Genomic DNA, 20192 nt, shown 5'->3' with positions numbered 1-20192 from the left:
ATATGACACCGACCATCATTGTTCACGGTGGGGCAAAAACCATCACAGACGATAAAGTTGCAGCCAACAATGCCGGCTGCACAGCAGCAGCAGAAGCTGGTTGGGCAGTGCTAATCAGTGGAGGTAGCGCCGCAGAAGCTGTTGAAGCAGCTATTCGAGTTCTCGAAAGTGACCAGACATTTAACGCTGGTCTTGGCGCAACTCTCAACAGCGATGGAGAGGTGGAGTTAGACGCGGCGATCATGGAAGGCTCATTAAGTTGGGGAGCGATCGCAGCAGCTCAGGGTATCCGTCATCCCATCTCCATAGCACGACAGATTATGGATGATAAACCCAGGCTGCTAGTGGCGCGAGGCGCAGAACGCTTTGCCGCAGACAATGGAGCCGAAATGTGTAAAAAAGAAGACTTGATAGCTGATGAACAGTGGCAGCAGTGGAAGGAGGATCAAAAGGTTGTGGATCGCCCCAATACTGTAGGTTGTGTGGCTTTGGATACTAGCGGCATCCTCGCTGCTGGCACTTCAACTGGCGGTACTACGAAGCAGCAAAGTGGTCGCGTCGGTGACACTGCGCTTGTTGGCTGTGGCTTGTACGCTGACAATAAATTCGGCGGTTGCTCAACAACAGGTGATGGCGAGTCAATTATCCCCGTAGTTCTGGCTAAAACTGCGATTGATTTCTTGAGTGAAGACAGACACCCAGATGAAGCAGCACAGATGGCAATTGATACTTTGGTTTCTAAAGTTAAAGGTGAAGCTGGGTGCATCCTCATAGACCGTCAAGGACGCGTTGGCTGGGCGTATAACTCATCACACATGGCTTGCGCTTATATGACCGAAGGACAAGACAAGGTAGCTGTCTTTACCAAGAAATAACTTATACCAATTCGTAGCGGGGTGTAGCCGATTACGAATTGGTAATTCGGAAGTAATGAAGCTAAATTACATCTAAGTTTTCAAATAATATACAACTTTATTTTTTGAAGTTGGCCTTAATTGAAAACTCAGAAAATTTCTTTAATATCAACAACTGCATATCTTTGTATCTGCGGTTTATCGGAGGATTAGATGTCAAAATACGACTTTCATTATTTTCAAGGGAGTACTCTTTCTGATCTGTTTGCTCAAGATATCACAGATACATCTTATGGGTTTATTTTAAATTACCCTGCAACTGCGAGTTGGGCTGCTTATCCCAACCGGAAAAAACATTTTATTCAAGATGGTAGTAGTGAAGCCACCAAAACCTCCTTTGATAAGATTTGCCAAAAAGAACCTTGGAAAAATTTGGCTGTGTTAGGCGATCGCATTCCCGGAATTGTGATTATTACGCCGCCAAAGCCGCTGCTTGAATACTGGCAAGAGCATTTGGGCTTCAGCAACTCCAGTATTGAAATGATGGATTGCTCGACTTATTTGGATGACCTCAGTCACAGCGATGCTTTTGATAAACTCATCAGTCTATTCCCCTTTGATCACCTCAAACCTGAAAAACACGCTGTTGATCCAGACACCCATTACCGCTTGCTCAGTAAAGTAACTTTAGCCGAATTGGGTGTGCAATGTCCAAAATACGAGAGTTATAATCTGCACCAAGTTAATCTCGAAGACATTCAATTACCACAATTCCCCTATTTAATCAAAACATCGCACGGACTCTCAGGAGAAGGCACTTATATCATCAAAAGTCCCAGCGATTTGAACTACTGCCTTGAAGAAATCAGGAAATATCTTGATATTAAGTTGCTGGATACGATTATTGTCTCAGAGTTCGTCAAGAATGAGGTGCAGAATTACTGTGTACAGTTTTATGTCAACAAGGCGGGAGAGATAACCCTCATCGGTACTACTAGACAACTTGTCACACCAGAAGGCAACTATTTAGGGGGACTGATTGACTACCGCAATACTGACATGAGCAAGTTCTTTGAGATGATTGCTGCCATTGGTAAGTATGCTCACAAACAGGGTTATTTCGGCGTGATTGGGTTCGATGTCCTGGAAGATCGAGACGGAGAATTTTATGCGATCGATGCCAATTTCCGAGTCAATGGCTCAACTCCTTTGTGTTTGCAGCGTCATACCTTACTGGGGTTGGGAAAGGAAGTAGGTAAATATTCTAGTGACTACCGCATGGAAGGGACGTTGGATTCAATTTTAGTGACCTTAAAACCAGAACTAGATCGCAAAGACTTGATTATACTGTCGGCTTTAGAGAAGGTTAAATACGGAAAAATCTACACCGAAATTTATGCGATCGCTACCGGAGAATCTATCGAAGAAATGCAGCATATCGAGCAGAAATTACAGAATAAGGGATTACAATCGCTCCTTTAAACAGCACAACTGTTCATAGCTGACTTTAAACAGTTTCATTTATTGTAGAAACTGTTTTTTTTGCCTAACTAATAAAGAGATTAACTTCGCTTTATACAATTGAGAAAAAAATGAAAAGAAATAACTTAGAATACTACGATTTGAATGCAGATACATGGTGGAAGGAAGACAAGGTTTTATATCTGTCTAACCATCTTAACAAGTCAAGATTCGAGTTTTTTTCCAATTTTGTGCCAGATTGGAAAGGAGTTAAAGTTTTAGATATTGGGTGTGGAGGAGGATTAGCTTGTGAATTTATAGCCAATCAAAATGCTTATGTCTCTGGAATAGATTTATCTTTCAATTCAATTAAAATAGCCCAAGAGCACGCTAGAAACAGTAACTTAAAAATTGACTACCAACGAGCATTAGCTGAAAATCTTCCTTATCAAGAAAATAGCTTTGATGTTGTTTTATGCTTTGACGTATTAGAGCATGTTGAAGATTGGCAAAAAGTTATCTCAGAAGCTTATAGAGTTTTAAGAAAAGATGGATTATTTTTGTTCGATACAATTAATAGAAATTTAAAATCTAAATTTATAATGATTTGGCTTTTAGAAGATACCCTAAAGCATATACCGCCTGGACTTCATGACTGGAATAAGTTTATTAAACCCGAAGAAATGATAGAAACAATGGAAAAGGCTGGCTTTGCAGATTTTGAAATCAAGGGATTTGATTTGACAGGTGGCACTAACTTTAAAACGTTGAAAAATATCTTACTTAAGGGATTAAATAATCAAAGTACAGGTGGAAAAACAGACTTGTTTGAAATCAAAATTAATAATGATATTTCTGTCTGCTACATTGGTAAAGCTGTCAAGCAAGTTTTCTAGTTTAAAACTAGAAAATTGGGTATTAATTTACTTTATTCAAAGGAGATAAATACTGATTATATATGTTTTTATTTACATAAAACTATGTTTTAATTCGTATTCAATATCAACAATATACACTTCCTTTTATAGATGTAACTTTTATAGAAGGTGTAGATAATAAAGTATATGGATGGTTTTCGCTTCATTTAAATTTATTTAATAAGCAGGGAAAAAATGAAGTTTCAAATAGAATGCGATACAAATAAAATCAACAACCCATGTTTAATATGTCAGCGAAAGTTTCAGACGCACAAACCCAGATTAATTATATGTGATGACCAAGGTGAAGGCTATGGAGATATATGCCATCAATGTATAGCTAAGGGTGGTAATTGGGTTCAATCTCAACTCCAAAAATTCAGCCAGAAAGTACTAGCTTGAAAATGATTTTCAGGTGATTAGAAATTGTAGGTGGGTACCGTCAATAATTAGGGCCTTCCAAATAAAAAATACTTAACTACTTCTTGTGGGGCAGGCAAGATGCCTGCCCCACAAAATTGGTATTTATTAGAAATTATTTAAAGGTTTACAACGATTTAAAGTTCAATTCCGTCATTCAAGCTGGCTGATTCCCCAAGTTTATAAACTACTGGAAAGTACAGGCGTAGCCCTTTGTCTACCAGTTAGCCCAACAGTTCCCCTTGATGTCTGTTTGACTGCGCCTTGGACTTATATCCGTATGCACAGTGGGCAATGGAACGTAGGTTATAGCGATGAAGAGTTATTTACATGGGTTGAATATATTCGTTCATTTCTAAAGCAGGAGATTGACGTTTATATGTACTTCAACAACGACCCCGATGGACACACCATTCATGATGCTCAACGACTCTATAGTTTGCTGGTATCTTATTGAAGTACATAATTAAAAACTTATTATTCTACTTTAACCAAATTAGTTGACTGCTTGATTGGGAATAGGAATCGCATTAGTTGACCTAGTGGCATAGAGCGTTGTTCTTGAACAAAAACTAAAGGTACAAGTGCAGCCATCCGTAACAAGCCTGAGAGAACAAACAGCCCCAGCAAACCCGCAGCACCAGGCAGAGTTGCGAGAAAGCCACCGATAGTAATACCCATTGCTCCAGTGATACCAGCAATTGCGCCTGCGATCGCAAAATAACTAGACTGATAACGTAGCGGTGCTATTCCCATCATCAAATTGTTAGTACACAAATCAATTGCTGCCCACGTCGCGCCAGCTAGTATGTGTAACAAAGGCAACCAGATCCAAAAAGAAATTTGATCGCTTCCTACTCCCAACCACAGCAGAGGTGTTACCGCCACTAAGACTCCCACCAATAACAGTAGCGGGCGATTCCCAATCCGGTCGGCCAGTTTGCCCCACAAAAGCAGCATTAGCATATTTGCACCAGTTCCCAAGCCGTGATAAATCGTTACCACACTAATATCTATATCCAGGTTATCCAGCATATAGAGGTTAAAGAAAGGAGCGCTGATGTTGACAGCAAAGCACCAAAGGCTCAGGTAAAGCACAAACCTCAAAAAATTAGCATCTTTAAAAAAGCTAAAATCTATTCCCTGCGGGTGCGGCTGTGATGTGTCTAAATCTCCAACTTTTAAAAGCTGCGGGTTGATATCAGCCATCCAGAACTGACAGGCCACACTGATTAGCCCTAATACAATTCCTATAACCAAGACTGTGCCATAACCTTGAAGGGTTCCACCAGGCCAAGCCGATACTGCTAGACCTAGCAGAGGAACACAAATAAGGTTTGTCAAGCCGAGAATACTATTGCGAAAACCGAAATATCGCCCCCGCAACCGCCCAGGTACTAACACAGCCGACCACCCAAGCCAAGGCGCACGACCAAAAGCTTCGATAATATTAGTTACCAAGAGAATTGCCAATGTCAACTGTATGACTTGGTGTCCAGTGATATGAGATGAAGTAACCAACACAATTGCTGGTAGAAGAATCAACCATAGCAACCGCGACGGGATAAAAATACATAGAAAATACCAACGAAAGCTGGTACTTCGGTTTACCAAATACGCTCCTAGTGGTTGGAGCAGATTCACCATCTGAGGGATAGCAGCGAGTAGACCAATTTCAGCTGGGCCAGCGCCTAACTCTAGCAAGAAATTACTGAGCAACGCACCGCCGATAATACTATAAAGAACCGCAGCAAAGACACTCTCATAAGTTAACGCCTTGAGACTTTGGCGAATTTCTAGTTTAGAAATTTTGAAAGATAGTTTTGGAGTTGGGAAAAGTACCGTCTCTGTTAATGCCCTATCCTCTGAGATTTCTTGAATGGGGACAGGGGGAAGAGAATTAGCTTCTACTGAAATTTCATCTTGTTGGGGCTGAACCATATTATCTAATCAATATTTAAAGAGTTAAATTGTTATAGCCACTATTAGCCATAATTAGTGAAACTTATATAATCTTTCATCAATCAGTTCTAAGGCATTGCAATTGCTTACCTGCTAAAAGACTAACCAATGGTAAGTATTGGCTATAAACTGCTTTAGCAGAAATGACTAACATCCAACGGATTTCAAGCTGGTAAAGTACACCAGCTAAGTCTGAAAGGTAGGTATTAAGCTTGTTTTATTTCTGTTAGCCCATTCTGAATTCTGAATTCTGCTGTAGAACTGCGGTTAGACTTTTAATCCAATAAGTTCCAATAAGTCAATTAATTGACATAAAGCTAATTCTATGAGGATTTTGCTAGAAGCTTATACCATTTCTTTATGAGGCTGCGCCAAACCTTTTTAACTTCTTTCTTTGTGTCCTACCCGGCAGGAAGCCACTTCTCTACAAGATGCTCTGCGAACGTGTCTATGCGTCCAACTCTTACGAGATGCTGCGCGTAGCTTGCTTTTCCGTAGGAGTATGCGGTAGCCTGCGGCAAGCCGCTTTGCGTCTACGTTTCTCTTTCTTGTACTCAAATATTATGGTTTAGCGCATCTTCATACAGAATTGGTATTAGTAGGTATAATAAATATTTTTAGCAGTTAATTAAGACTTTGTGAAGATCAACTCATGGAAATTTTTCAAAATCACTCTTGAGAATTAATACCTTTATATATAAATCCTAAAATTTAGCTTGCACTAGTACACATAGGCATAAATAATGTTGTATTTATCTAACCAATAGTATGATCAGGTTTTAAGTTTAACCTTCCAATTTCAGTAATACTCAACAACTAATTTAGAACCAATTGCATAAGTCTTGAGAAAACTATTTCACTGGAAATTTATGTCGTAAGGTATCATTGCTCATCCTCCTAAATGTGCCACGATCACAGTATAAGTAAAGAACTTTTTTATGGCACAGACGGAAATTAACGATATATCGGCAGATAGCTCCTTAGTTGATCCCGAAAAAGACCTGCTAAGACATGCCAACTTCGCCAAATATCTAGCAGACAGCATTTGCAAAATGACCTTTCCTGAAGGCTTCGTTATTGCAGTTTACGGTTCTTGGAACTCTGGCAAATCTACACTATTAAACTTTGTAGTTCACTATCTTCAGCAAAAGCCAGATGAGGAGCAACCAATCATTATTCCTTTTAATCCCTGGTTATTATCTGGACACGAAAATATCACAAGGCGCTTTTTTGACCAATTACAAAACGTTTTAAGCAAAGAGTCAGCTGTGCCAAAAGGTTTGAGAGAGAGACTAGCTGATTTTGCCACCATTATTTCAGACATTCCTCTACCTTATGCTCAAACTGGCAAAGCATTAGCAACATTATTAGATCATAAGGACAAGGAAGCTACCCAATTAAAAGAAGAAGTAGAAGATACCTTAGTACAGCAACAGCGGCGAATAGTCGTCACAATTGACGATATTGATCGGTTAGCTGCTGAAGATATCAAGCAGTTATTTCGTATTTTCAAAGCAATGCGAAATTTTACTAACGTTGTTTATCTTCTGGTCTTTGATAAAGAAGTTGTCGTGAAAACAATTGCAGACACTAAAGAAACATCTGGAGAAGCATATTTAGAAAAAATTATCCAAGTGAGTTTTGAGTTACCTCTTCCTGATAAAACCTCACTTCGCAGGCTGCTTTTTGACAAGCTTGGTAATATATTTGCTCAAGCACCAAAACAAAAAATTAACCAAGCTCGCTGGGGTGATATTTACTTTCAAGCAATAGATCACTTTATTACTAATATCCGGGATATTGTTCGTTTTGTTAACACTTTAACAGTGACGTATCCAGCAGTAAAAGATGAAGTAAATCCTGTTGATTTCATTGCTATTGAGTCTTTGCGAGTCTTTTGCCCAAAGATATATAGCATAATTCATCAAAATCCTCATGTTTTTGTAGGAGAGGTAAACCCTTCAAGAGACGAACTAAAAAATATTCTGAATACCTGGATTGCTCAACTGCGAGATGAAGATAAGCAGCCTGTTAAAAACCTGCTCATGCATCTTTTCCCCAAGTTAAAATCCATTTTAGTTAAGACCTATTTAGAGAAAAAAGAAGAGTTGCAATGGCGTGACCAGCTACGTATATGTAGTTTAGAAATGTTTCCTGTTTACTTTCGCCTATCGTTATCAGCAGGCGAATTATCTAATATTCAGATAAAAATTATCCTTGGTTTGGTAGAAGATGCAGATAATTTTAGAACCTATTTGATAGAACTTACTAAACAAAAACTACCAGGCGGCACAACACAAGCTAGGGTATTTCTAGAACAGCTAGAAAATTCCACTAAACAGGAAATTCCTGTAAATTATATTCCCTCCGTTGTGGAAGCTTTGCTTGATGTAAGCGAACAATTATTATCTTCAGATAATGAATCTAATGGCATTCTTGATTTTGGCAATGAAGTTATCATTAGCCGTTGTATTTCACAACTCTTGCGTCAAATGGATGAAACATCACGGTTTGAGTTGCTAAAAAAAGTAATTATCCAAGGGAAAGCATTACCAATAATTAATCATGAGATTAATACACTAAAAGAGCAACAAAGTCAATATGATGCAGATAAATATAACTATGAACAAGAATGGCTTGTGAACGCACAACACCTTAAAGAATTGGAAGAATTGGCCGAAAAGGTAGAAGGAAGGTAGGAGGTAGGGGGCACACTTCGGCTGCGCCAACGGCTACGCTCAGGACAGTGAGGGGGCATAAGGAACTTCCAACTAAAAAAATGGCCCATCGCTTTGGTGAGCTGGCGTTGCAGGGGAGGAAGAATCTAACGATCATCTTCGCTCCCAAAATTGAATAATTTAATTTTTGGAAGTCCCTAAACCCCGTCCATTTTGAAACCTAGAGTTTTTAAGGGAGTATTTATTCGGCCGTGGCTTGAGTTATGAGCTTTACCCACTCAACCAGTGACTATAAAACTACGGTTGCAGGCAAAAATGCCATCTATCTAGCAATATTCACTGAATGCTTCCGTTATCTTCTTATATAACCTGATTTTAGTTATTTTCCTTTAATTTGCTCATGCTTTTTGATTAATAAATAATTGTCAAAAAATTACTTAAACAGTAGTTTATTGTGTGGCAGATTTATGATATGTAGTAGCTACCTAAATTTAATGCTTTTTTTTCTAGATAACCTGGCAAAGATCGATGATGTATATGCCATAATGTCACGAGCTAGGCGTATATAAATTTATTGTTATACTTCAACACTTAAGTGCAGAAGGTATCAGTATTGACTACAAAAAAAATCCAATACTACTAGCTCTAACCGATCAATGAATGATTGGCTAAAAACTCATGCTATATCTGGCAATCAAAATATTTGGGCCTAAATTTGACTGATAGCAGGGGTTGATTGAGTTATTTATAAGGAGAAAATCTGATGAAATTGTTAGATATGGTGAATCAAGAGGTTAAATTACCCTCTAAAACTGATAGTAATTTTGTGGACTTAGCAGCAATAGCACACCCTCGACCATTATTAAAACGCTCAGAGTGGCACAATTTAAACGGGCTGTGGAAATTCGCATTTGATGACCAAGGCAAATGTATTGAACCCAGCGATTTAACCCAATGGTCTCATCATATAGAAGTTCCTTTCGCACCGGAATCTACCAAAAGTGGGATTGGTGATCACGGGTTCCATCCGAACTGCTGGTACGAGCGTGAATTTGAAACACCACCAGGAGACGGGAGATTACTGTTACATTTTGGCGCTGTGGATTATCGCGCTCGTGTGTGGGTAAACGATAAATACATCGGCGAGCATGAAGGCGGACACACCTCTTTCAGTTTCGATATTACCCGTGCCTTAAATGACAGTGGTACAACCAAGGTAACAGTGTGGGCGCAAGACGATCCGCACGACCTCGCTAAACCTCGTGGTAAACAGGATTGGCAGTTGAAACCCCATAGTATTTGGTATCCTCGCACAAGTGGTATTTGGCAGACAGTTTGGCTGGAACGCGTAGGCGAGGCTTATATCGGTAATCTTCGTTGGATTCCCGACTGCGAACGGTGGGAAATTGGGTTTGAACTTGGGTTGGCTGGTGATTTACCTACTTCAGGTGTACGAGTTAAAATTAAACTCAGTGCTGACGGTCGGGTGTTAGCAAATGATACTTATGAAGTATTCAATGGGGAAATTAGCCGCCGCATTGTTTTGGGCGATCCGGGTATTGACGACTGCCGCAATGAATTACTGTGGAGTCCAGAAAAGCCGACGCTGATAGATGCTGAAATTCAGCTATGGGATAAAGACCATCTTTTAGATGAAGTGCAATCTTATACAGCGATGCGGACTGTCAGCATTCAGCGCGATCGCTTTATGCTCAATGGTCGCCCCTACTATCTACGCCTAGTTCTCGACCAAGGTTACTGGCCTGATACATTAATGACTCCACCCAATGACGAAGCATTGCGACGTGATGTAGAACTCGTCAAAGCTATGGGTTTTAACGGAGTACGCAAACACCAAAAAGTTGAAGATCCCCGCTTTTTATATTGGGCAGACGTCTTAGGGTTGTTAGTATGGGAGGAGATGCCTAGCGCTTACCGCTTCACGCCGAAAGCCGTGGAACGCATGACCCGTGAGTGGACGGAAATCATTAAGCGAGATGTTAGCCATCCTTGTATTGTGGCGTGGGTGCCGTTTAATGAATCTTGGGGAGTGCCAAATTTGGTTGAGACAGCAGCTCACCGTAATTACGTGTTAGCAATGTATCACCTAACTAAAACTCTCGATCCAACTCGGCCAGTAATTGGTAACGATGGTTGGGAAAGTACAGATACCGACATCCTCGCTATTCATGACTATGAACGCCAGCCTGAGCGATTAGCCCATCGCTACAGACCGGAGATTCAAATATCAGATTTATTTGAGCGTAGCCGCCCTGGAGGACGTATCCTCACCTTGGACAATTATCCCCATCAGGGACAACCAGTGATGTTGACCGAGTTTGGTGGGATTGCATACGCCTCTCTTGATCAACCTAATGCAGATCAAGCTTGGGGATATGAAAACTGCTCGAATATTTCTGAATTAGAAATGAAATACGCTACTCTGCTCAAAACAGTTAATGACATTGAGCTATTTAGCGGATTCTGTTACACCCAATTAACAGATACCTTCCAAGAAGCTAACGGTTTATTGTACGGCGATCGCACTCCCAAATTTCCCATTGAGGCGATCCGCGCTGCAACCCTCTCAGGACAAGGATTATGTACTCCCACAAGCTGTTAAAGCCCGACGGACGCAAACTCAAGTTATACAGTCGCTACCCAATTACTAGTCAGTTAGAAGCCCCTAGCCCTAGTAACGAGCCAGTGCAAGCTAATCCCCATCTGCGCTGGCACCCCTTGCGGGGTGAATGGGTAGCTTATGCTAGTCACCGTCAAGGGCGGACATTCATGCCGCCCCCAGAATACAACCCCCTTGCACCTACCACCAACCCTGACTTTCCTACGGAACTACCCCAAGGTAAGTATGATGTGGCAGTGTTCGATAACCGCTTTCCGTCATTGATTCCGACAGCGAACAATCCACCTGATACCATCGTGGAAACGTTACCAGCTAATGGAGCCTGTGAGGTAGTGGTTTTTACTCAAGATGCCCGCGCCTCCTTGAGTTCCTTAGAGTTAGAACATTTAGATTTGCTGTTAGAAGTATGGGGCGATCGCACCCGTGAACTAGGGCTAAATCCCCAAATTCAGTACGTGCTGCCCTTTGAAAATAAAGGCGTAGAGGTGGGTGTAACATTGCACCATCCTCACGGGCAAATTTACGCTTATCCTTTTATACCGCCTGTCCCGGCGCGGATGCTGTCAATGCAGCAGGAGTATTATGAAAAACATCAGCGGGGTTTACTGCAAGACTTGATTCAGAAGGAGATTGCAGACAATCAACGGATTATTTATGAAGATGAGTATGCGATCGCATTTGTCCCGGTATGCGCTCGTTACCCCTATGAAGTTTGGATTGCACCAAAAGAGCCAGTTAGCAATTTTATGGAACTTACCCCAGAACAACGTTGGGGACTTGCCAAAGCATTAAAAACTGTCACTCTCAAGTATGACGGCTTGTGGAATCGTCCGTTTCCTTACTTGATGGCTTGGTTTGGTGCGCCAACTGATGGTTTAGCCCATCCAGAAGCGCATTTACATGCCGAGTTTTTTCCACCATATCGGACAAGCGAAAGGCTGAAGTATCTGGCGGGAACCGAACTTGCAGCAGGGATGTTTGCTAATGATGCTTTACCAGAGGAAAAAGCGAAGGAGCTACAAGCTGTGGTGGTAAATATTGAAGAGCCGATTTCAGCGTGATCGGGTATTTCTTGTTTTGAAACTACAGCTTAGATCCAGAAAACCTTTTCTAGTGGCTGGGGATTGGGATGCCAACCAAATCTTACTCATAATTTCTTCCCCACCACTCAGTCCAAAAGCGCATAACCAGACTATATTGCAATACGCTTGGGTTAAGTATTTCTTTCTTCTCTTTGCGTCCTTTGCGGTTCGTTAAAAAATTGACTTTGGGAAAGAGTTTTAGCCTTAACTGAACCGTATTGGACTACATTGAGCCGAGATACACAACTTTCATATTGCATATCTTGGCTCATGTCTTTATGCCCGATTGTTGCTGGCGCTTGAGCCGATAAATTTTTGCTGAACAATCATCATTACTCCATCCTGCTTCAATCTCCTGTGCGTCAAGAAGATCCTGCAATGCTTTATCAAGGACGCTGTAACTACAATTAAATATGTCTTTTAATTCTCCAGCAGTTTTCTCACTAGAACGCAGGGATTCTAAAATAGCCTGATTAATAGGATTCATAATTGGAAAGTTTGAGGATTAATAAACTTATTTGATATTTAGTTTTTGTAAATAGTTGCGTTTTTAATATCACTAATCAATTCATCAATCCTTAATTGAGTAGTGTTCCAAGAACACATAAAACGTACACCTCCCACACCAATGAATGTATAAAATTGCCAATTTTTTGCTTTTAAACTGTAAATAACTTCTTCAGGTAATTTAACAAACACGGCATTGGCTTCTCTAGGAAACATCAAATCAACGCCTTCTATGTTTAATAATTGATTTTCTAAGTATTCAGCACATTGATTTGCATGCCTAGCATTTTTTAGCCAAGCGCCAGTTTCTAATAAACCCAACCAGGGAGCAGAAATAAACCGCATTTTTGAGGCTAGCTGACCTGCTTGTTTGCATCGATAATCAAAATCCTCTGCTAAGGTTTTGTTGAAGAAAAGAATTGCTTCACCTAATGCCATGCCATTTTTTGTACCACAAAAACACAATACATCTACTCCAGCTTTCCAAGTAATTTCAGCAGGGCTTTTATTCATAGCAGCAACTGCATTCGCAAAACGAGCGCCATCCATGTGAACCTTTAAGTTGTACTTGTTCGCAACTTCTTTAATACTTAAAAGATCCTCAATAGAATATAAAGTTCCTAATTCAGTAGATTGTGTAATGCTAATAACTTTAGGCTTGGGATAATGAATGTCAGTACGCTTCGTGACAATTGCCTCTATAGCCTCTGATGTTAATTTGCCATTTTTACCTTGAGCAAGTAGCAGTTTAGAGCCATTAGATGCAAACTCAGGTGCGCCACACTCATCTGTTTCTATATGAGATGTTTCATGACAAATGACGCTGTGATATGACTGACAAAGAGCAGCTAAAGATAAAGAATTTGCGGCTGTACCATTAAAGGTAAAAAATACTTCACAATCAATTTCAAAGAGTTCCCGAAAATAATCTGTAGCTTTTTGAGTCCATTCATCATTTCCGTATGCTGGAACACTACCTTGATTTGCCCTAATCATATATTCCAAAGCTTCCGGACAAATGCCAGAGTAATTATCACTTGCAAACTGTTCTAATTGGCTACTCATAATTTCTATTTTAATTTGTAACAGTAATTGTTACAATACTAGTGAAGAATTTTAGATTTTGCCAATTTCCAGATTATCGATTTTTTAGATAAGTCTATAATCTGAACCTTTTAATTTAAAAAACTAAGTAAAGACGCTATATTTTTATACAAAACTGTTAATTATTTTTTACTATTATAGCTTTTCTCTGAGTATTTACGACAAAAATTAGTGTGTTTGTACTACTAAATTACTTTGTTGATATCTACACAAAAATAGAGCCTTAGTTTGCGATCGCTGAGACATTCAATTACTACAGTGTCTTCCAAAGCCTTGCATTGATGGTATTTTTGGGACATTAATTAAATATCGCAAATAACCAAATATTATGCTACAAAAATAAAGTTTGCTAATCATAATGGTAATCATATACTTATAATGTACCATACAATTCCCTACCAATAAGCATTACATGACTATTGGACACATTTGTCCTTAGTTAATTGTCAGTAGTCATTTGTTTATTTTCTGCTGACTAATGACGCTCTTTCTGGTGCGTCCGCTATATATAATAACTTGCTTCTTTGTAAGGGTACATCGCTAACGCCAGTTACTTCTCCATTTGGGGAATTGTCCCGGAGGGAAGGAGTACATACAAATTGGGGAACTCACCCAAGGCACTGGCTCACCAATGACCAATGACTAATAACTAATGACTGAACCATTGATTGAACTGAAAGGTGTTTCTAAGTCCTTTGGTAGCCATAAAGTTCTAGATAATGTAGACTTGACCATTTACCGGGGAGAAGCACTGGGAATTATTGGCCCATCAGGGACTGGGAAATCAACGATTTTGCGGATAATGGCGGGGTTACTTACTCCCGACGCAGGAGAAATTTATCTGCAAGGAGTGCGGCGAGACGGTTTGATTGAGGATGGTGGCCAGCAGGTTGGCATTGGCATGGTGTTTCAGCAGGCGGCGCTATTTGATTCCCTGACGGTGGAGGAAAATGTGGGATTTCTGCTTTATCAAAATTCCAAGCTGCCGCGATCGCGCATTCAAAATTTGGTAAAAGAGAAACTGGAGATGGTAGGTTTGCCAGCAATAAGCGACCTCTACCCAGCCGAACTTTCCGGGGGAATGCGAAAACGGGTAAGTTTTGCCCGTGCAATTATGTCTAACCCCGATAGTCCCTCAGAAGGCCCAGAAGTTCTACTATACGACGAACCAACAGCCGGACTTGATCCTATTGCCTCAACAGTAATCGAAGATTTAATCCGCCATTTGCAATGTTTACATGGAGTTTGTAGTACTTATGCTGTTGTTACCCACCAAGACAGCACTATCCGCCGTACAGCTGATAGACTTATATTTCTCTATGAAGGTAGAGTGCAGTGGCAAGGTACAGTTAGTGAGATATACAACACAGAACATCCCTTGATCAGACAATTTATCAGTGGAAGTGTGCAAGGCCCGATTCAAGTCGTCGGCTAGAAACTTAAAAAGTGAGGAGTGAGAAGTTAAGAATGAGAAGTGAAGAGTTAACAATGAGGAATGAGAAGTTAAATTCAACTCATAACTTATAACTCCTAACTCATAATTTATAACTTTTAACTCCTAACTCCTAATTGGTTGTTGGTGGAGGCAAAAAAAATGCGAGGTCTTATGACAAGCCGCTTCGCGTCTGGGCGAACATTTAGAGAAGGCTCTGTGGGGTTATTACTCCTGCTAGGAATAGGGGTATTTGGATTACTCTTTCTGTGGTTAAACAGATTCACTGCTGCTGGCCGTTCATATAAAGTTATTGTGGAATTTGCTAACGCTGGCGGAATGCAAAAAGGATCAGCAGTTCGTTATCGTGGCGTTAAGGTAGGAGCTATTTCTCAGGTTCGACCAGGGCCAAATGCCATTGATGTAGAGATTGAAATAGGCCAAACTGATCTAATTATCCCCCGTAATGTAGTGGTGGAAGCTAATCAAAGCGGATTAATTAGTGAAAGTATTATCGACATCACACCAAAAGCAACGTTGCCTACTGGGGTTGTGACTGCTAAACCTCTAGACAAAAATTGCAACCCTAGTCTGATAGTCTGTAATGGCACTCGGTTAAAAGGTCAGGTTGGGATTAGTGTTGATGAACTGATTCGCAGTTCAACTGAGCTAGCTGGTGTATACAATGATCCAAAATTTTATAGAAATGTCAATGGGGTTCTAGAAGCAACTACAAGCGCAGCATCTAGTTTTACAGAACTAAGTCAGGATCTCCGAGGTTTGACCAAAAACTTACGGCAACAACTTAATACCTTTTCTGCCACCGCTAATTCAGTGCAACGGGCGACAACCCAATTTAATGCATCCGCGACTCAAGCCGTAAATAAATTTGGTGGAACTGCAACTCAAGCAAGTCGCTTGCTGAATAACCTGGATAATCTGTTAACAACTAATCGTTCTGCACTGGTTGGCGCTTTGAATAATATTACCGAAACCAGCAACCAACTGCGTGTTACAGTCAGTAGCTTATCACCATCTGTCAATCGATTGACTCAAGGAGAATTACTCAACAATTTAGAAACTCTTTCGGAAAATGCAGCGCAAGCCTCAGCTAATTTACGCGATGCTTCTAAAAGCTTAAATGATCCAAAAAATGTGGTGGTGCTGCAACAAACTTTAGATTCAGCACGAGTAACCTTTGAAAATACCCAAAAAATTACATCTGATTTGGATGAATTGACAGGTGATCCTGCTTTCCGCAAAAATCTGCGGCAATTGGTGAATGGTCTAAGTGGTTTAGTATCTTCTACGCAAGAGATGCAGCAGCAAGTGCAGGTTGCTACTACTTTAGATTCAGTAAAAGCTGCTGTGAGCAAACCAAATAATTTAATTCCTACCCCAGCACCAACTCAACAGGCGATGTCTAATGAGGCGATGTCTAATGACAAGTCCTTACCTATCTACCCAATTAATCCCTCGCCTTTTAATTTTGGTAGTACCGACACCATACTTGAACCAACCCCCAGTCCGTCTATCTCTAGCTCATCTCAAGAAAACCTCTTGAAGCAGCTGCGGGAATATGGCAAGCAACGGGAGCAAGGGAAGTAGGGGGCAGGGGGCAGGGAGCAGGGAGCAGGGAGCAGGGAGCAGGGAGCAGGGGAAGAGGAACTATTGATTTATTGCCCCATGCCCAATGCCCAATTGCCAATTCCCTAATTCCAATCTTGTTCATCTTTCTTGCCGCGACTTTTGTAAATACCCCCGATATTGTGAATCTGACGAGTTTTTTCAAAAAGCTCGGTTTCGGTCAAACCCCACTGCTGCAAGACTTTATCTAGGTCTTTTTGGATATCTCTGGCCCCTGGAAACCCTTGATAACGCATTCGCAGTCTAGCCAATTCTGCTAAGTTATAGTCTGTCGCCTCTTGAGCGAGTAAAATATCAATAAGGGGGCGATCGCGGTTATAAAGTGGATGTTGTTGATCTTTACCGGCCGTTGCTTCAGTCATTGTCAGTCCTGAGTTTAGAGTGCTAAGTCCTGAATTTTAAGTTTAGCTGACAGTGGAAAACAGGGCAGACAAAACAAAATTGTCAAATACCGAAAGCTTAACTGTCAACTTTAGAACTTCTGGCTTTCTCCGTATTCCACTCAGCACTCCTAGTAGACGGCAAGTACACCTGATGTCTTACGGCTCTCACCACTGCCACTTAACTTTAAATAAAGTTACATTAGTCCTTAAGAAAATACAAAAAACTTTAGATGAGGGTGAATTTTATCTCACCCAAAGTCCAAGCAGCGAGGGAGCAAGAACCCATTATGTTTGAACACTTCACTTCCGAAGCCATTAGAGTAATTATGTTAGCTCAGGAGGAAGCCCGTCGCCTGGGACACAACTTTGTAGGAACAGAACAAATTCTCCTGGGTTTGATGGGAGAAGGAACTGGGGTTGCTGCTAAAGTGCTGGCCGAATTAGGCGTTACCCTCAAAGATGCACGTCGCGAGGTAGAAAAGATTATTGGTAGGGGTTCTGGCTTTGTACCACCAGAAATTCCTTTTACTCCTAAAGTAAAAAGCCTCTTCGAGCAATCGTTTAAAGAAGCTCATAGTTTGGGACAAAATTACATTAACACTGAACACTTACTCTTAGGATTAACTGAGGCTGGCGAAGGTGTTGCCGCCAAAGTACTGCAAAATCTAGGAGTTGACTTCAAGAGTGTCCGCAGCGCCATTGTTCGGCGTTTGGGTGAAAATGCACCAGCTTTTGCTGGTAGTGGTAATCAAAAGCGCACCCAACCGCTAACGATGGAAGAGTTTGGCAGAAATTTGACCAAATTAGCCCAAGAAGGCAGACTCGACCCAGTAGTCGGTCGTGAGAAGGAAATTGAGCGGGCGATTCAAATTCTCGGTCGCCGCACTAAAAATAACCCAGTGTTGATTGGCGAACCCGGAGTTGGTAAAACTGCGATCGCAGAAGGTCTAGCTCAACGTATTGTCAACCAAGATGTTCCCGAAACCTTACAGGACAAGCAAGTTATCAGCCTCGACATGGGGTCTTTGGTAGCTGGAACTCGCTTCCGTGGCGATTTTGAAGAACGCATCAAAAAAGTTGTAGAAGAAGTTCGCACTGTCGGCAATATCATCTTGGTGATTGACGAAATTCACACCTTGGTTGGCGCTGGTGGTACAGAAGGTGGTTTGGATGCAGCCAACATCCTCAAACCTGCCTTAGCACGGGGTGAACTCCAGTGCATCGGCGCAACTACCCTTGATGAATATCGCAAGCATATCGAGCGCGATGCCGCCCTAGAGCGTCGTTTCCAACCAATTAAGGTCGGGGAACCCTCGGTAGAAGAAACCGTACAAATTCTTTACGGCTTGCGCGGCGCTTATGAACAGCATCACAAAGTGACAATTTTGGATGCGGCACTTGTAGCAGCAGCAGAATTATCAGACCGCTATATTAGCGATCGCTTCTTGCCAGATAAGGCAATAGACTTGATTGATGAAGCTGGTTCCCGCGTTCGTTTACGGAACTCTCAAAGTTCTCCGAATAAGGAACTCAAGCGTGAACTTGCTGGTGTTACCAAAGAAAAAGAAGCAGCAGTCAGAGTTCAAGATTTTGACAAAGCTACACAACTGCGCGACCAAGAATTAAAACTCGCAGAACAACTGCAAGCAACGTTTGCACTAAACGATCAACCTGTCAACTCTAGCGTCGTTGACGAAGAAGATATCGCCCAAATCGTTGCTTCTTGGACTGGTGTACCAGTGAACAAACTCACTGAATCTGAGTCAGAGTTGCTCTTACACCTAGAAGACACTCTGCATCAGCGGCTCATCGGTCAAGAGCAAGCAGTATCGGCTGTATCTCGCGGTATCCGTCGCGCCCGCGTTGGACTAAAAAATCCCAATCGTCCCATTGCTAGCTTTATCTTCTCTGGCCCAACTGGAGTCGGTAAAACAGAATTGGCGAAGGCATTAGCTTCCTACTTCTTCGGTGCGGAAGACTCAATGATTCGCTTAGATATGTCCGAATACATGGAAAGCCACACCGTCGCCAAACTAATTGGTTCGCCTCCTGGCTATGTAGGATACGACGAAGGTGGACAGCTTACAGAAGCCGTGCGGCGGAAACCATACTCAGTGCTGCTATTCGACGAAATCGAAAAAGCACACCCTGATGTATTCAATATGTTGTTGCAACTCTTGGATGACGGTCATCTGACTGATGCCAAAGGTCGGAAAGTGGACTTCAAGAACACGCTGATCATTTTGACTTCTAACATCGGTTCCAAGGTGATTGAAAAAGGCGGTAGTGGCTTAGGCTTTGACTTCGACACTCAAGCCGACGCTAGTTATAACCGCATCCGCACCTTGGTAAATGAAGAATTGAAAGCCTACTTCCGTCCTGAATTCCTCAACCGTCTTGATGAAATTATCGTCTTCACCCAGCTTTCTAGGGATGAAGTGAAGCAAATCGCTGAGATTATGCTTCGTGAAGTTTCTAAGCGGTTGACAGAAAAGGGAATTATTTTAGAAGTTAGCGATCGCTTCAAAGAGCTTGTGGTACGAGAAGGCTACAACCCTAGTTATGGTGCTAGACCATTACGTCGGGCAATTATGCGTCTCCTAGAAGATTCTTTGGCTGAAGCAATGCTGTCTGGTGAAATTACAGATGGAGACACAGCCTTCGTTGATGTTGATGATGACTCTCAAGTGAGAGTTAAAAAATCAGAAAAACGAGAACTACTGTTGGCGAATGTTGGCTAATTTTATACCTGCTCACTTTTTGCTGTAGTATTTGAGAAACACTCCAGCCTCTTGTCTAAGTAGAGGCGATTGCAGGGACATCTCAGACAAACATTAAGTGAAATAGTATTATTTCTTTCACCCTTGGTAGTAATACCAGGGGCTTTTTTTATGCAATTTTCTTTTGGATGAAACACAGGGTAGGCAATAGGAAAAACTAAGCCGTTTATTTTCGGGCGGGATAGCTGGCAATACGGTTCGGTTAACAAAGTTATAGCAACAGACAAGGCGGTTAGGACGCTAGGCGAAGTACATATTCCATAGCATCCCTGATACAGTCAAATTGAATAAGTTGTTGACGAATTCGACTCTTCAACCATGACC

Annotated in this window: 13 protein-coding genes and 1 pseudogene; 10 read left to right on the top strand and 4 right to left on the bottom strand. The window is 41.4% G+C overall.

What is annotated here, in order from left to right; all coding sequences use genetic code 11:
* The first annotated feature begins 2 nt into the window (after nucleotides 1-2).
* The 4 genes and pseudogenes from H6G97_RS14755 to H6G97_RS14740 form a co-directional block, all read left to right on the top strand.
* Nucleotides 3-875 carry an isoaspartyl peptidase/L-asparaginase family protein gene (locus H6G97_RS14755; protein WP_190941369.1) on the top strand — a complete coding sequence of 291 codons (873 nt, stop codon included), beginning with the start codon at nucleotides 3-5 and terminating at the stop codon, nucleotides 873-875.
* Nucleotides 876-1067: 192 nt separating this feature from the next.
* Complete coding sequence (locus H6G97_RS14750; RefSeq protein ID WP_190941368.1) at nucleotides 1068-2336, top strand: ATP-grasp domain-containing protein; 1269 nt, start codon at nucleotides 1068-1070, stop codon at nucleotides 2334-2336.
* Nucleotides 2337-2446: 110 nt separating this feature from the next.
* A complete protein-coding gene (gene ubiG, locus H6G97_RS14745; protein ID WP_190941366.1) occupies nucleotides 2447-3211 on the top strand; it encodes a bifunctional 2-polyprenyl-6-hydroxyphenol methylase/3-demethylubiquinol 3-O-methyltransferase UbiG in 765 nt (254 codons plus the stop codon).
* Nucleotides 3212-3782: 571 nt separating this feature from the next.
* Nucleotides 3783-4109 (top strand): annotated as a pseudogene (locus tag H6G97_RS14740) (DUF72 domain-containing protein); the annotation flags it as partial.
* Between the two features lie 20 nt (nucleotides 4110-4129).
* Here the strand turns inward: H6G97_RS14740 and H6G97_RS14735 are convergent.
* Entirely contained in the window at nucleotides 4130-5593 is a 1464-nt protein-coding gene (locus H6G97_RS14735; protein WP_190941364.1) for an MFS transporter, read from the bottom strand.
* Nucleotides 5594-6552: 959 nt separating this feature from the next.
* Between H6G97_RS14735 and H6G97_RS14730 the strand changes: the two genes are divergently transcribed.
* From H6G97_RS14730 to galT, 3 genes are all read left to right on the top strand, one after another.
* A complete protein-coding gene (locus H6G97_RS14730) occupies nucleotides 6553-8313 on the top strand; it encodes a KAP family NTPase (RefSeq protein WP_190941362.1) in 1761 nt (586 codons plus the stop codon).
* Between the two features lie 742 nt (nucleotides 8314-9055).
* Nucleotides 9056-10915 (top strand): glycoside hydrolase family 2 protein, encoded by a 1860-nt coding sequence (locus H6G97_RS14725; RefSeq protein ID WP_190941360.1) that lies wholly within the window; start codon nucleotides 9056-9058, stop codon nucleotides 10913-10915.
* Nucleotides 10894-11994, top strand: a complete 1101-nt coding sequence (gene galT, locus H6G97_RS14720) for a galactose-1-phosphate uridylyltransferase (RefSeq protein WP_190941358.1) — start codon at nucleotides 10894-10896, stop codon at nucleotides 11992-11994. The genes H6G97_RS14725 and galT overlap by 22 nt, the downstream gene beginning before the upstream one ends.
* Before the next feature lie 289 nt (nucleotides 11995-12283).
* Here the strand turns inward: galT and H6G97_RS14715 are convergent, their stop codons facing one another.
* Nucleotides 12284-12502, bottom strand: a complete 219-nt coding sequence (locus tag H6G97_RS14715) for a hypothetical protein (RefSeq protein ID WP_190941356.1) — start codon at nucleotides 12500-12502, stop codon at nucleotides 12284-12286.
* Between the two features lie 38 nt (nucleotides 12503-12540).
* A complete protein-coding gene (locus H6G97_RS14710) occupies nucleotides 12541-13587 on the bottom strand; it encodes a threonine aldolase family protein (protein WP_190941354.1) in 1047 nt (348 codons plus the stop codon).
* 691 nt (nucleotides 13588-14278) lie between these two features.
* On the opposite strand from H6G97_RS14710, the gene H6G97_RS14705 reads away from it, so the two are divergent.
* Both H6G97_RS14705 and H6G97_RS14700 read left to right on the top strand, forming a co-directional pair.
* Nucleotides 14279-15061, top strand: coding sequence for an ABC transporter ATP-binding protein (locus H6G97_RS14705; protein WP_190941353.1), 783 nt, complete (start codon nucleotides 14279-14281; stop codon nucleotides 15059-15061).
* Between the two features lie 159 nt (nucleotides 15062-15220).
* Nucleotides 15221-16666, top strand: coding sequence for an MlaD family protein (locus tag H6G97_RS14700; protein WP_190941351.1), 1446 nt, complete (start codon nucleotides 15221-15223; stop codon nucleotides 16664-16666).
* Nucleotides 16667-16770: 104 nt separating this feature from the next.
* On the opposite strand, the gene H6G97_RS14695 is transcribed toward H6G97_RS14700, so the two are convergent.
* On the bottom strand, nucleotides 16771-17067 hold the full coding sequence (locus H6G97_RS14695) for a DUF3288 family protein (RefSeq protein ID WP_190941349.1): 297 nt from the start codon (nucleotides 17065-17067) through the stop codon (nucleotides 16771-16773).
* Nucleotides 17068-17375: 308 nt separating this feature from the next.
* Here H6G97_RS14695 and H6G97_RS14690 point away from each other — a divergent pair, with 308 nt between their 5' ends.
* Nucleotides 17376-19829 (top strand): ATP-dependent Clp protease ATP-binding subunit, encoded by a 2454-nt coding sequence (locus H6G97_RS14690; protein WP_190941453.1) that lies wholly within the window; start codon nucleotides 17376-17378, stop codon nucleotides 19827-19829.
* Nucleotides 19830-20192: the final 363 nt, after the last annotated feature.

Origin of the sequence: Nostoc flagelliforme FACHB-838, assembly GCF_014698065.1 — a bacterium.
Classification (GTDB): Bacteria; Cyanobacteriota; Cyanobacteriia; order Cyanobacteriales; family Nostocaceae; genus Nostoc; species Nostoc flagelliforme_B.
This window is presented reverse-complemented; position numbering and strand designations above follow the sequence as displayed.